At 43.0% G+C, this 14,109-nt stretch carries 10 protein-coding genes; 4 read left to right on the forward strand and 6 right to left on the reverse strand.

All coding sequences use genetic code 11. The annotated features are described in order from the left end of the window. The 4 genes from LHW48_06225 to LHW48_06240 all read left to right on the forward strand — a co-directional run. Positions 1-701, forward strand: a 701-nt coding sequence (locus tag LHW48_06225; protein ID MCB5260055.1) for an OmpA family protein, incomplete at its 5' end; no start/stop codon positions are given. 1,206 nt (positions 702-1,907) lie between these two features. After that, positions 1,908-3,806, forward strand: coding sequence for a DNA topoisomerase (ATP-hydrolyzing) subunit B (gene gyrB, locus LHW48_06230; GenBank protein ID MCB5260056.1), 1,899 nt, complete (start codon positions 1,908-1,910; stop codon positions 3,804-3,806). 11 nt (positions 3,807-3,817) lie between these two features. Continuing rightward, a complete protein-coding gene (gene gyrA, locus LHW48_06235) occupies positions 3,818-6,442 on the forward strand; it encodes a DNA gyrase subunit A (GenBank protein ID MCB5260057.1) in 2,625 nt (874 codons plus the stop codon). Next, on the forward strand, positions 6,375-6,974 hold the full coding sequence (locus LHW48_06240; GenBank protein MCB5260058.1) for a hypothetical protein: 600 nt from the start codon (positions 6,375-6,377) through the stop codon (positions 6,972-6,974). The genes gyrA and LHW48_06240 overlap by 68 nt, the downstream gene beginning before the upstream one ends. 143 nt (positions 6,975-7,117) lie before the next feature. Here the strand turns inward: LHW48_06240 and LHW48_06245 are convergent, their stop codons facing one another. The 6 genes from LHW48_06245 to rpsO all read right to left on the reverse strand — a co-directional run bounded on the left by LHW48_06245 (position 7,118) and on the right by rpsO (position 14,090). Further along, positions 7,118-8,440: a UDP-glucose/GDP-mannose dehydrogenase family protein gene (locus LHW48_06245; GenBank protein MCB5260059.1), complete on the reverse strand. Its 1,323-nt coding sequence runs from the start codon at positions 8,438-8,440 to the stop codon at positions 7,118-7,120. After that, on the reverse strand, positions 8,437-9,381 hold the full coding sequence (locus LHW48_06250; GenBank protein MCB5260060.1) for an NAD-dependent epimerase/dehydratase family protein: 945 nt from the start codon (positions 9,379-9,381) through the stop codon (positions 8,437-8,439). The genes LHW48_06245 and LHW48_06250 overlap by 4 nt, the downstream gene beginning before the upstream one ends. A 2-nt stretch (positions 9,382-9,383) precedes the next feature. Next, positions 9,384-9,953 carry a hypothetical protein gene (locus LHW48_06255; GenBank protein ID MCB5260061.1) on the reverse strand — a complete coding sequence of 190 codons (570 nt, stop codon included), beginning with the start codon at positions 9,951-9,953 and terminating at the stop codon, positions 9,384-9,386. 12 nt (positions 9,954-9,965) lie between these two features. Continuing rightward, positions 9,966-11,369, reverse strand: coding sequence for an adenosylhomocysteinase (gene ahcY, locus LHW48_06260; GenBank protein MCB5260062.1), 1,404 nt, complete (start codon positions 11,367-11,369; stop codon positions 9,966-9,968). 77 nt (positions 11,370-11,446) lie between these two features. Then, positions 11,447-13,669 (reverse strand): polyribonucleotide nucleotidyltransferase, encoded by a 2,223-nt coding sequence (gene pnp / locus LHW48_06265; protein ID MCB5260063.1) that lies wholly within the window; start codon positions 13,667-13,669, stop codon positions 11,447-11,449. A gap of 181 nt (positions 13,670-13,850) precedes the next feature. Then, the gene (rpsO, locus tag LHW48_06270; GenBank protein MCB5260064.1) at positions 13,851-14,090 is read right to left on the reverse strand and encodes a 30S ribosomal protein S15; all 240 of its coding nucleotides are present in this window, start codon (positions 14,088-14,090) and stop codon (positions 13,851-13,853) included. Positions 14,091-14,109 lie beyond the last annotated feature (19 nt).

A 14,109-nucleotide genomic window follows, 5' to 3' on the forward strand; every position in this document is an offset into this window, starting at 1 on the left:
AAGAAGAAGTGGTGGTAATAACTCCCACAGGAGATATTCCGGAAGATGAAATAGATGAAAGCACTATTGCCGAAACGGAAGAAGAAAAACCTCGTTTTGTACGAGTATATGGCCGGCTTAGCGACGAAGATGGGAATCCGCTTGCCGGAGAAATTGCTTTCACCACTGCTTTGGGTGACAGTATGTATCGCGATGTTGCGGTGGCAAACGATAATGGCTATTACGAGATTGATCTTCCCTTAACGGATGTATATACCGTAATCGTGAATCAAGAAGACTATATGCTCTTTACTCAGGAATTGGCAATTGGAGAATCTGAACGTAGGCAGCTTAACATTAAATTGCAAATGCTGGAACCGGAGAAAATATTTAGCTTCGATAACGTCCTGTTCGAATTTGAAAGCTCCGAATTGAAGCAGGAAAGCTTTGCCGTGCTGGATGAGATCGTCCTAACGATGTTGAATAATAGCTGGCTGAAATTAGGTATTGCTGGGCATACCTGCAATATGGGCAGCGATGCGTATAATATGAAGCTATCGAAAGCCAGAGCAATCTCGGTGTTTGAATATCTTGTATCCAAAGGAATAGAAGCTGATAGGCTTACTCACACCGGATATGGCGAATCTCAGCCCTTAAACGATAATGCTACTATCGCTAAAAGACAGAAAAATCGCCGCGTAGAATTCCAAGTATATAAATAAACAATCAGTTATACAAAAAGAGACCGGAATTTAAATTCCGGTCTCTTATATTTTGTCCATAAAACTCTTTGAGACCGTTGCACATCCATATATAACAGAATTCTATGCACCAGATATCGGTTTGGCAGGCTGTTTCTGATCGTAGCTATGCCCAACCACCAGCTTGTAGTATAGGGCTTCTTCCCATCCCCGATAATTCATCGGTCTTTCTAATGAAACAATAAAAGAGAGATACACATACAGAAACTATAAAACAGGGGCTTTTGTATGGCGCTATGATGAGCTTTCCATGCAATTTTTTAGCAATAGCTGTATTGCAAGCATCCTTCTTGATACTTAAACGGAGAGTTAAGGCAAGTTTAGGCTACCATCATCCTGCCGATAAGGGAGAATCTCGGGGTAAACCCACGCTATGTATGGCTTGAAGCATTGGGAGTGAAGCGATAGATAAAAAAGCATAGAGGCATTCCATTACTTGTATGCATCATAAGCCTAAAAATATTCATGATGAAGGAATTAGAATAGTAACGTACAGAAAAAGCCTAGCAAACCGCATCTGCCTTTGGGGTGAAAAGATGGGGTGGCAAGCTCCGCTTTCCACAGCGAGTAGAGCTCGCCTCTGAAGGAAGCTCCGCTGCCACTACCAAGCAGGAGTTTGGCACCATTTCCGGCTTGCGCCTACTTGTTCACTGAATGAATATAAGATCGCTTACATTTGTTATAAAAAAAGACCTAAGGATATTTTCTGTAATACTCCGCTACAAGCATCTTAACTAAATGATGAGGAAACAAGCTGCTCAAACGGTTGATATTACCGACAGAACTGGTATAAAAACATTGTATGCACCTACTCGAACTGAAAGAAAGCCATAAAAATTGGCTATGTATGGATGTGAAACGGTCTCTAGTAGTTATAATGCTTGTTTACCTACTTTTTTATCAGAAATACTTTCCATATTCTGCGTATGCAATGAGCGGTGTTAATTGCAGAGGAAAAGAGCTTCTTTGAAGCAGGAATCTTTATTGAACGCTAACATATTGGAAATTAAGGCAATTAAAAGTGAAGAATAATATTAGAAAGTTCTTGACAGATAAGCTATATCATTTTATCTGGCAACAAGATAAGGATGTTTGCACACACAATATTTTTGGGATGCATCAAACAGCACCGAAATAACTTTGTAAACATATAGGAGACAATAGATTATGTCAGAAAAAACTTACACTGCGAGTAATATCAAAGTGCTCAAGGGCTTGGAAGCAGTTCGTAAGCGTCCGGCAATGTATATTGGCGGCACTGGCGAACGTGGGTTACATCATCTTGTTTATGAGGTAGTAGACAATTCCATTGATGAAGCCTTAGGCGGATATTGCGATCTTATTAAGGTAACTATTACCGCTGAGGGAAATATTGAGGTGGACGACAACGGTCGCGGTATTCCGGTTGACATCCAAGAGGATATGGGTGTACCGGCATTGCAGGTAGTGCTCACCGTTTTGCATGCTGGGGGAAAATTTGACCAAAACTCTTACAAAGTATCGGGCGGCTTACATGGTGTAGGTGTATCTGTGGTTAATGCGCTTGCTGAATGGCTGGAGGCTCGTGTTTACACTTCTGGCAAAGAGTATATGATGCGTTTTGAGCGTGGGAAACCTACTACAGATTTGCAGATACTGGGCTCTACAAACCGCAAGGGAACCATTATTACTTTCCGTCCTGATGCCCAGATATTTGAAACTATCGATTTCAGTTTTGATTATTTGACTACGCGGCTCAGGGAGCTTGCCTTTCTCAATAAGGGAGTACGCATCATTCTAAAGGATGAACGTAGCGATAGAATTCACGATTTTAAGTATGACGGTGGCATCAATAGTTTTGTTGAGTATCTCAATCAGAACAAAAAGCCGCTGTTTTCCAAACCTATTCATATTGATTCTGTGCGCGAAAGCATGGAGTTTGAAGTTGCCATACAATACAATGAAGGCTATCAAGAAAACATCTTCAGCTTTGCCAACAATATCAACACTATCGAAGGCGGAACCCATCTTTCGGGGTTCAAGCGCGGGCTAACTTCGGCCGTGAATGCCTATATAAAGAATAATGATCTTTTAAAAAACGAAAAGGTAAGCCCCAGCGGCGAAGATATTCGTGAGGGTCTTACCGCAGTTGTTTCTGTAAAAATTACCAATCCCCAATTTGAGGGTCAAACCAAAACCAAGTTACAAAACACAGATGTCGAAGGTGTGGTGGGTTCAGCAGTTTACGAAAAGCTGATGGTTTATTTTGAAGAACACCCAGCCGAAGCTAAAAACATATCCATGAAGAGCGTGATGGCTGCGCGTAGTCGTGAAGCAGCACGTAAGGCACGTGAGCTAACCCGCAGAAAATCTGTGTTGGAGAGTGGTTCATTGCCGGGCAAATTGGCAGATTGCACAATAAGTGATCCTGCATTAACCGAGCTATTTTTGGTAGAGGGAGATTCTGCAGGAGGCTCTGCCAAACAAGGGAGAGATCGTAGCTATCAAGCCATTCTTGCGCTTTGGGGAAAGATGCTCAATACCGAAAAAGCGCGTATGGATAGGGTATTGAACAACGAGAAAATTCAGCCTATCATATTGGCACTGGGTGCTGGAATAGGGCAGGATTTTGATGTTAGCAAACTGCGTTATCATAAAATAATCATAATGGCAGATGCAGATGTGGACGGAGCTCATATTGCTACATTGCTGATGACTTTCTTCTATCGATATATGCGCCAGATTATCGAACATGGCCATTTATATATTGCCAAACCTCCACTATTTCTGGTACGTAAGGGCAAGCAGAAGAAATATGTATTTTCAGAAGATGATCGCGATGAAGCGATCAGAGAATTTGGTGATAAAGGCGTATTTGTGCAAAGATACAAAGGTCTTGGTGAGATGAATGCGGAGCAACTATGGGAAACTACTATGGATCCTGAATACCGCACGATGATATCCGTTAAAATGGACGACGCTATCGAAGCAGACCGGATGTTTACGATCTTGATGGGTGACGAAGTGGAGCCTCGCCGAGAATTTATCCAGAAAAACGCTCGTTACGTAAAAAACCTTGATATATAATGGAGTTATAGATGTCTGATACAACTAGAATTATTCCTACTCAGATAGAAGAGTACCTCAAACAGGCCTATTTGGATTATTCGATGAGCGTGATTGTATCACGCGCCTTACCAGATATCCGGGATGGGCTCAAACCATCGCAGCGGCGCATTATATACGCCATGCACGAGTTAAATCTTAGCCCTGGCGGTCATTTCCGTAAATGTGCCAAAATCGCCGGTGATACATCGGGTAACTATCATCCTCATGGTGAGCAAGTAGTGTATCCTACCTTAGTGCGTTTGGCACAGCCCTGGAATATGCGCTATCAATTAATAGATGGGCAGGGTAACTTTGGCTCTATCGATGGCGATCCACCCGCAGCAATGCGTTATACAGAAGCACGCATGCAGAAAATTACCACCGAGCTACTTTCTGAATTAGATAAAGATACTGTAGATTTTAAAAACAACTACGATGAAACAAGAAAAGAACCGGTAGTATTTCCCAGTAGAATGCCAAATCTCTTGCTAAATGGTTCTTCAGGAATAGCAGTAGGTATGGCTACCAATATGCCTCCACATAATGCCGCTGAGATATGCGATGCAATTGTTGCCCTTATTGATAACCCCGAACTGGAACCTCTGGAATTGTTACAGTATATAAAAGGTCCAGATTTCCCAATGGGTGGGATCATCTTGGGTACCGATGGCATAAGAGATTATTTCGAAACTGGCAGGGGACGGCTTTTGGTGCGTGGTGAAATAGATGAAGAAACATTGCCGAATGATAGTGAGAGGCTCATTATTCGCTCTATCCCTTATCAGGTAACCACTTCTCTGCTAATTGACCGGATGGTGGAATTGGTAAAAGAAAAGAAGATAGAAGGTATTAGCGATATTCGCGATGAATCTGGCAGAGATGGAATGCGCGTAGTTATTCAGGTAAAACGCAATCACGATGCAATGGTTGTTAAGAATATGCTCTACAAATATACTCAATTGCAAAGCACATTTGGAGTAATTAATCTTTGCCTGATTGATGGAATTCCTCAAGTGGTAAATATGAAAGATATGCTTACCCATTTCATCGAATTCCGTCATGATGTAGTATTGCGCAGAACTCAATTTGAATTGCGTAATGCCGAAGCTAGAATGCATATTTTGGAAGGTTTCCGTATAGCTTTGGATAACTTAGACGAAGTAATCGCAACAATCCGAGCATCAAAAACTCCACCCGAAGCAAGCACAGCATTGCAGGAGAAATTTGGGCTTAGCGAAATTCAGGCAAAAGCAATATTAGATATGCGCTTACAACGTTTAACCGGGATGGAATTAGATAAGATAGAGGAAGAATATCGGGAGCTGCAGAAAACTATAGAGCGTTTACTCGAATTGGTGAATCGCCGCGAATTGCGCATGGATGTTATCAAACAGGAAACTGCTGAGATGAGAGCTAAATATGGAGATGCTCGCCGCACAACCATTCTCGAGGGACACGGAGGTAGCTTCAATATGGAAGATCTCATAGCCGATGAGATGATGGTAGTAACCATTACTCATGATGGTTATGTAAAGCGTTTGCCGGTGGATACCTACAAAGTACAAGGCAGAGGTGGTAAAGGTTTGAGTGCCTCAAATCTGAAAGAATCAGATTTCATTCAGTATCTTTTTGTGGCTAGCGCTCATTCTTACATCCTGCTGTTTACCGATCACGGTATGTGTCACTGGATAAAAGTGTATGAAATTCCGGAAGCAAGCCGCACTGCTCGCGGTAAAGCCATCGTAAACTTGGTGAAGTTTGCCGAAGGCGAAAAAATACGAGCGTTTGTAACCCTGAAGAATTTCCATCCCAAACAAACTATAATTATGTGCACACGCAACGGACTAATCAAGAAAACGGCACTTACAGCCTATTCACGTCCCCGTCGCAATGGAATACGGGCTATCAAGCTTGTAGATGGAGATGAATTGATTGATGCCAGAATTTCCGAAGCAGGAGATGATATCTTATTGGCAACCAGAAACGGATATTGCAACCGCTTTAGCGAAAGAGATATCCGTGCTATGGGTAGAATTACCATGGGTGTGCGCGGCATCCGCCTTAGAGATGAAGACTATGTTATTTCGATGACTTTGGTAAACGCTGGGCAGATCTTAGAAAATGGCGAAGGCTCGGCAACCATACTTGCTGTTAGTGAAAATGGATATGGGAAACGAACAAACATCTCTAACTACACAACAACAAAACGCGGCTCTAAGGGCGTTATAACGCTCAAAACGACCAAGCGCAACGGACATCTGGCTTCTTTGATGATGGTGAGTGATGCCGATGAATTAATGATTATTACTCATGACGGTATGATTATTCGCCAAGCAGTTAAGGAGATCTCTACTATTGGCAGAAACACTCAGGGTGTAAGGTTGATCAATCTCACCAAGGGAGATAAGGTGCGCGATATTTCCTGCGTTCCGCCCGAAGAAACTGACGAAGAAATCTTGGATAAAGAGGTTGAAGAGCTTAAAAAGGCACCGATAATAGATCTCAAAGATCTGGCTACAGAAACCGATAATAACGATGATGAAGATAATGAACAACTTCTGGATGAAGAACTTAGCGATATCGCCGAAGACGATAACGAAGAATCTAGTAATTAGTATAATGTTCTTAGTATTGGCAGGATGCTCTGTTAGTAGCTTCCTGCCTATGCCGGGCAACTATACAATTGAAGAAGGATTTGCAATCTTGAGGACGGATAGCCTGCAGGTGGTTGTCCGTCCGCAATCTTATCGGGGCTCCAATCGGGATATTGGCAACAAGTTTTTCTCTATGTATGTGATGGTGCGCAACATCTCAAACGGCAAGATCAGAATTCCCAGAGAAAGTTTTAGTATTGTATCCGATGCAAAACAATATGATTATATACCCCTAGATTTTGTGTTAGGAAGTCAACAACAGCAGTTGTATCTAGATCAGTGGCAAGATCCCTTCAATCCCGATCCTCTTATTACAGATGAGCTAGAAAGGAATCTGGACCAGTATTACGAATTGATGGCAGCCTATTTCTCTTTTGGAGATTTGCAACCTGGAGCTAGTAAGGAAGGATACTTATTCTATGGGAGGGAATTGAATCGAGCTCGGCATATGGTATTCGATGCTTTGGGAGAACCGATCCAGTTTATTAGATAATATAGACCGTTAAATAATTGGGGCATGGGGGTTAAGAATGGTGGGTAGGCATAATTCTTGTATGCAAAAACCATGCTAAAATGCCTACTTAAGCATTTTAACTCTAAACTGTATTTTGGGATTAGTACAATTAGAACTTGTGTTTAGGGTCTACCAACGGCATAATAGCTAAATCCCATTTCTCTTAAGGTTTTGGGATTATATTGGTTACGTCCATCAAAGATTACGGCTTCTTTTAAGTGCTTTTTAATCCTGTTAAAATCCGGGTAGCGGAATTGTCGCCATTCTGTTAGCAGTAACATGCCGTTAGCATTATCCAATGCCTCATATTCGTCATTGCAAAGAGTAATCTTGGGGTCTGCACCGAAGATGCGTTTTGCTTCATTCATGGCTGCGGGATCATAAGCCCGGATGCTTGCTCCTGCCTCACGCAGAGCTTTGATTGTGACAATGGAAGGTGCTTCGCGCATATCATCGGTTTGAGGCTTGAAAGCCAAACCCCAGATCGCAAAGGATTTTCCAGTAAGATCCTGTCCGAAGTGGGAGAGCACCTTTTGGGTTAGAATCATCTTTTGATCGTGATTAACATCCTCAACTGCTTCTAAAATTCTACTTTTGTATCCAGTTTCTTTTGCCATGTGAATAAGGGCTTTAATATCTTTGGGAAAGCAGCTTCCACCATAGCCTATGCCGGGATATATGAACTTATAGCCGATGCGGCTGTCGCTACCAATGCCATTGCGGACTTCTTCAACATCTGCTCCATATGCTTCGCAGAGCTTGGCAATCTCGTTTATAAAAGATATCTTTGTGGCTAAGAGAGCGTTGGCGGCATATTTCGTCATCTCGGCAGACCGGATACTCATAATAATTACTCTGTCGTTAGTACGGTTGAAAGGTGCATAAAGTGTATGCATAATACTGGCGGCTTTATTGCTATCGGTTCCAATTACTACTCTATCGGGATGCATAAAGTCATCAATAGCGGCCCCTTCTTTGAGGAACTCGGGATTTGAAACCACATCAAAACTATGCTTTTTCCCCTCTTTATTTATCACTTCTTGAATTTTGGCTTTTACCTTATCGGCAGTACCAACCGGCACAGTGGATTTATCTACGATAATCTTGTAGTCATCTATATATTGGGCAATTTCGGCGGCAGCGTTTAATACGTGAGAAAGATCTGCGCTTCCATCTTCATCAGGAGGAGTACCAACCGCAATAAACAGAATAAGAGATTTTTCCACTGCGGATTTGATATTTGTGCTAAAACTCAATCTGCCATCTCGGACATTGCGGTGGACCATAGCGTCTAAACCCGGTTCAAAAATGGGGATTTCTCCATTATTGAGCATTTCGATCTTGCGGCTGTCCTTATCGATACAGATTACGTCGTTTCCCATATCGGCAAAGCAAGCACCACTGGTGAGCCCTACATATCCGGAACCTATAACGGCTAATTTCATTGATATTCTCCTAAAAGATTTCTGTAGTATTTTACAACCTCAGGGATGCCTCGATCCAAACTGTATTCAGGCGCCCAATTGAGTACATGTTTTGCTTTTTGAATGTTCAACATCGAGCGATGTAGGTCACCTTTACGGGCGGGTGCGATTGAGGGTTCGAGCGTGGATCCGAGTTGAGAACGGATTTCATTGTACAGAGTAAGCGTAGTGGTGGGAATACAGGTACCGATGTTGAAAGCTTCCTTACTGCCTTTATCAAATGCCAGAAGGTTTGCCTTTACAACATCAGCGACATACACATAATCCCGAATCATGCCATCAGGCTCATTGGGATAAACGTTTAAAGTACAGGATTCACCCCGAATCAACTTTTCTGTGAAGATCGATACAACACCCGCTTCACCATGTGATACCTGACGGGGACCATAGACATTGGCGTAGCGCAATACTGTGTAATCCAAACCATAATGATGGTTGTAAAAATATAAATAGTCTTCTCCTACCATTTTGTTGATGGCATAAACAGAAATTGGACGGGGTGAAAAAGTTTCGGAGGTAGGGTACTCGTCCGCTTCTCCGTACATTGCTCCTCCGGATGAGATGTATATTACTTTCTTGACCTTATGTTGCACACTTGCCTGTAACAAGTTAATAAGCCCTTTAACGTTTATTTCGGCATCTGTAAGTGGATCTTCTATGGAAAGAGGAACCGAGATTTGAGCGGCATGGTGATCTATGATATCTGGCTGCTCTTCAGCTATTACATTACTAAGGGCAGGATCGCATATATCCATCTCAACAAATTTGGCTTTGGGGTTCAAGTTGCGTTTATATCCGGTTCGGAGGTTATCTACAACAACCACTTCGTGTCCCCTTTCTATACAAGCATCAACCAAATGTGATGCAATAAATCCAGCTCCTCCGGTTACTAATATCTTCATCTCTATACCTCTTCAATCTCGTATTTACCAATTATTTGAACATCTTTGGGATCTATCTTCACCATCACGGCTTGACGTAATATCTCTACCTGCAAACGCACTTCAGATATTTTGTCGTGTCCTTCAACCATACCTCTCATGCCCCTAAAGCTTCCGCTAACTATTTCTACTTCCAAACCCTTAGAAAGCCAAAGCACTTTTTGCAGAGGAACATCTTTTTTGTTGGCAAAACATATGCGCGATAGGTCGTCTAATAACTCTTGTTGATTTATCACGCGAATAAAGCTTACTACATATCCAGATATGGACACACATTCCTTGTCCTTAGCGGAAAGCACCATAAAAATATATCCGGGAAACATGGGGAGAGTGGTTTTCACTTTTTGGCGCTGGTAAACTCGGGTTTTCTTTATCTGAGGAAGGTAGTAATGAATGCTATTTTTGCTTGCATAATCTGCTAATTTCTTTTCACAGCGGGGTTTGCAATACACAACAGACCAGCGTTTATCCTCAGTAGGTATTACCAACTCACCAAATAGTTCATTGATAATTACTGGTTTATGGCTAGACACAAGTATTTTACCTCAATAACGGTAGTGATCCGGTTTATATGGTCCTTCAACAGGGACTCCAATATACTCTGCTTGCTTAACGGTAAGATGGGTTAGCTGAACACCCAGTTTTGCCAAATGGAGGCGGGCAACTTGCTCATCGAGATGTTTGGGTAAGGTATATACTCTGTTTTCGTGAGGATTTTGCCACAGCTCAATTTGAGCTAAAACTTGATTTGTAAAGGAACAACTCATCACAAAGGATGGATGACCAGTGGCATTTCCCAAGTTTACTAGGCGACCTTCAGAGAGAAGGATTATTGCTTTCTCATTTGGAAGCTTAACGAGGTCAACCTGAGCTTTGATTTGCTCCCGTTCCACGCCATCCATATCATACAACTTGTTTACCTGAATCTCGTTATCAAAATGACCAATATTACAAACGATGGCACTATTCTTCATCTTAAGCATGTGGTCTACCCTAATCACGTCACAGTTTCCGGTTGCTGTAACAAAGATATCGGCACACTCTACCATATCATCCAAAGTACGTACCTCAAAACCCTCCATGGCAGCTTGTAGGGCACATATTGGATCTATTTCGCTTACTACAACACGAGCGCCAAATCCTCTCATGCTCTGTGCGCAGCCTTTGCCAACATCTCCATAACCACATATCATCACGGTTTTACCCGCAACCATTACGTCTGTACCCCGTTTGATGCCATCGGCAAGGCTTTCCCGACAGCCATAGAGATTGTCGAATTTACTTTTTGTTACACTATCGTTTACGTTGAAAGCGGGAAAGAGCAGCTTACCCTGTTGCATCATCTGATACAGGCGATTTACCCCAGTTGTTGTTTCTTCGCTTACACCCTTCAGGTTTTTGGCGATTCTATGCCAGCGGTTAGTATCCTCCTCAAGATGGTTGATAATCAATTCTTGAACCAGCTTGAATTCTGGATTGTCGCTGTCGGCAATCGGCAATACTCCATTACCTGCGTAAAGCTCTTCTAAGCGATAGCCTTCGTGTACCATCAAAGTAGCATCGCCACCATCATCAACTATCAGATCACAAGTGTCTTGATGCCAGTTGAGTGCCTGAAAAGTACACCACCAGTATTCTGCTAGGCTTTCACCTTTCCAGGCAAATACCGGAATGCCACGCTCTACCATTGCAGCCGCAGCATGGTCTTGTGTGCTAAAGATATTACAGCTTGCCCAGCGGACTTCTGCTCCCAGTTCGACCAGAGTTTCGATGAGAACGGCAGTTTGGATGGTCATATGTAAGCTGCCGGTAATTTTGGCTCCGGAAAGTGGTTTTTGTGTAGCAAATCGTTCGCGAAGAGCAATTAGTCCAGGCATCTCAATTTCCGCAAGGATAATTTCTTGGCGACCGTACTTTGCCAGGTTCAAATCGGCAATTTTGTAATCCATGCTTTACCTCATAGCAGTTAAGCAGTAGGCGCGATAACCTAAAATTGAGCATCGCGCCTTATAATATGTACTACTAATTATCTACGGTTGCGATCTCTTCCGCCACCTCTACGATCTCTATCTCCACCTCTGCGGTAATCATCCCGACGGGGAGGAGCAGGTCTATCTTTGGGAGCATTAGGATCGGGCTCCGGATTTCCGGGAATTCCTTTCATGGTAAGGGAGAGCTTGCCTTTATCCATGCCCAGAGCCTTTACTTTTACTACGTCACCAAGTTTAACCATGTCTTCAGGATGACCAATGCGGGAAGTGTGCATCTGAGAAACGTGCACCATACCTTCTTTGGCTCCGCCCAACACTTTCACGAACACGCCATAAGGCTCTATACGCGTTACGGGTCCTTCAAACTCATCACCCGGTTCGGGATCGATGGCAATACCTTTGATAATTGCTTTGGCTTTTTCGATAGAATCTTTATCTGGAGAAAGGATTCTTACTGTGCCGTCATCTTGGATATCTATGCCTACTTGGCAGCTTTCGATAATGGATTTTATCATTTTTCCGGCAGGTCCTATTATCTCGCCGATCTTATCGGTAGGAACCTTGAAGCTTTCTATTCTAGGAGCCGTAGGGGATAAATCGTCTCTTGGATTGGAAATACATTCTGCCATTTTATCCAAAATGTAGAAACGCGCACGTTGAGCCTTATCTAGGGCAATGCGCATAATATCTTTGGTGATACCTTCAATCTTGATATCCATCTGCATGGCAGTAATCCCGTTACGGGTTCCGGCACATTTGAAATCCATATCCCCCAGATGATCTTCCAGACCCATGATATCGGTAAGGACCACGTATTTTTCGCCTTCCATTATCAGTCCATTGGCAATACCGGCTACTGGGGCTTTTATAGGTACGCCGGCAGCCATCATCGCCAGGCATCCGCTACAAATCGAAGCCATAGATGATGAGCCGTTAGATTCCAGTATATCCGAGACAATTCGCATAGTATAAGGGAATTCTTCGGCACTTGGCAACACGGCTTTTAAGGCGCGCTCGGCAAGGTTTCCATGACCAAGCTCACGTCTGCCTGTGGGGCCCATACGTCCAGCTTCGCCCACGCTGAAGGGTGGGAAATTATAGTGTAGATAAAAGCTTTTTTTATATTCTTCTTCAAGAGTGTCTATCACTTGTTCATCGCTGCCACCACCTAAAGTTACGGTTCCCAGCGATTGTGTTTCGCCTCTAGTAAATAAAGCAGATCCGTGAACACGGGGTAAGATGTCTATTTCACAGGTAATATCGCGAATATCATCCAAACCACGTCCATCTACCCGGAAATGCTTATCTAAAATGGAAGCGCGTACATAGCGACGAATCAGTTCATGGAAAGCTTCTTTATAGGTTTTTTCGTTTTCTTCAAACAGATCTTCACCATCTTCTGCCAAATGTTTTTCCAGCATTTCTTCTTCGAGCGCATCAAAGGCATCCTGACGTTCTTGTTTGCCTAGTATTGTAGCAGATTCTGCAATGCGATTACCATAATCGGCTTCCATTTTTTCCAACAACTCGTTAGGCATTTCTATTAGTTTAACTTCAACCTTTTCTTTGCCACAAGCACTTACAATCTCTTTCTGAAAAGCGCAAAGAGTTTTAACGGCTTCGTGGCCGGTATAAACCGCATCCAGCATTGTTTCTTCAGATAACTCGCTGGCGGCAGATTCTATCATAACCACCGAATTTGCGCTACCGGCAACGGTAAGATTAAGTTTAGATTCATCCCGCAGGCGTTTTACATCTGGATTTATTACGAATTCATTATCAATATACCCTACTGTAAGTCCGGCTATGGGTCCGTGGAAGGGGATATCGGAGATGGAAAGCGCCAGAGATGCGCCCAATACGCCGAGATTGGCAGGATCCACTTCGCCATCGTAGGATAACACATTCAATACTACATGAACTTGATTTCTAAATCCTTCGGGAAATAGTGGACGGATGGAGCGATCAATCACGCGGGCCTGCAAAGTAGCATCGGTGGAAGGCTTGGCTTCACGTTTAAAAAAGCCTCCGGGAATCTTACCGGCGGCATACATCTTTTCAATAAAATCTACTGTTAGAGGAAAGAAATCCTGATTTTCGGATGCTTCTTTGCTCATAGTAGCGGTTACCAGAACGGCAGTTTCTCCCAATTGCAGATATACACTGCCATTGGCTTGCTTTGCCATTTTACCTGTTTCGGCTATTAGTTTGCGGCCAAAGAAATCTATCTCTCGCCGAGTAATATTAAAATTATGCATTTAGTCTCCTTGCTTTGTGCCAGGGAGAACAAGCAATAGGCAAAGTGGTTGCCGTATTCAACCCTTTTGCTTATTGCTAATTACTCCCGGGTACGATTATTTGGTGTTCCAAAAAAGAAAGTGGCACCCTGCCTGCGCCGGGCATCCACTTTCAACTATTCAAATTATCTTGGCTGAGTAATTACTTTCTGATGCCAAGCGCTTTGATCAAACTACGGTAACGATTGATATCCTTCCGTTTTAAATAATCAAGTAAGCGCCTGCGCTGCCCGATCAGCTTTAACAGTCCCCGGCGGGTCGAGAAATCTTTTGAGTGCACTTTTAGGTGCTCTGTGATATCTTGGATGCGTTTGGTAATCATCGCGACCTGTACTTCAGGGGATCCAGTATCTGATTCATGGAGTTTAAACTCTGCCATGATAGCCGTTTTGGCCTCAGGT

It is taken from the genome of Candidatus Cloacimonadota bacterium, from assembly GCA_020532355.1.
Lineage (GTDB): Bacteria > Cloacimonadota > Cloacimonadia > Cloacimonadales > Cloacimonadaceae > UBA5456.

What these genes read in the sequence shown, in the direction of transcription:
- LHW48_06245 (MCB5260059.1), bottom strand. Translation starts at nt 8,440, where the DNA reads ATGAAATTAGCCGTTATAGGTTCCGGATATGTAGGGCTCACCAGTGGT.
- LHW48_06240 (MCB5260058.1), top strand. Translation starts at nt 6,375, where the DNA reads ATGAACAACTTCTGGATGAAGAACTTAGCGATATCGCCGAAGACGATA.
- LHW48_06250 (MCB5260060.1), bottom strand. Translation starts at nt 9,381, where the DNA reads ATGAAGATATTAGTAACCGGAGGAGCTGGATTTATTGCATCACATTTG.
- pnp (MCB5260063.1), bottom strand. Translation starts at nt 13,669, where the DNA reads ATGCATAATTTTAATATTACTCGGCGAGAGATAGATTTCTTTGGCCGC.
- ahcY (MCB5260062.1), bottom strand. Translation starts at nt 11,369, where the DNA reads ATGGATTACAAAATTGCCGATTTGAACCTGGCAAAGTACGGTCGCCAA.
- gyrA (MCB5260057.1), top strand. Translation starts at nt 3,818, where the DNA reads ATGTCTGATACAACTAGAATTATTCCTACTCAGATAGAAGAGTACCTC.
- gyrB (MCB5260056.1), top strand. Translation starts at nt 1,908, where the DNA reads ATGTCAGAAAAAACTTACACTGCGAGTAATATCAAAGTGCTCAAGGGC.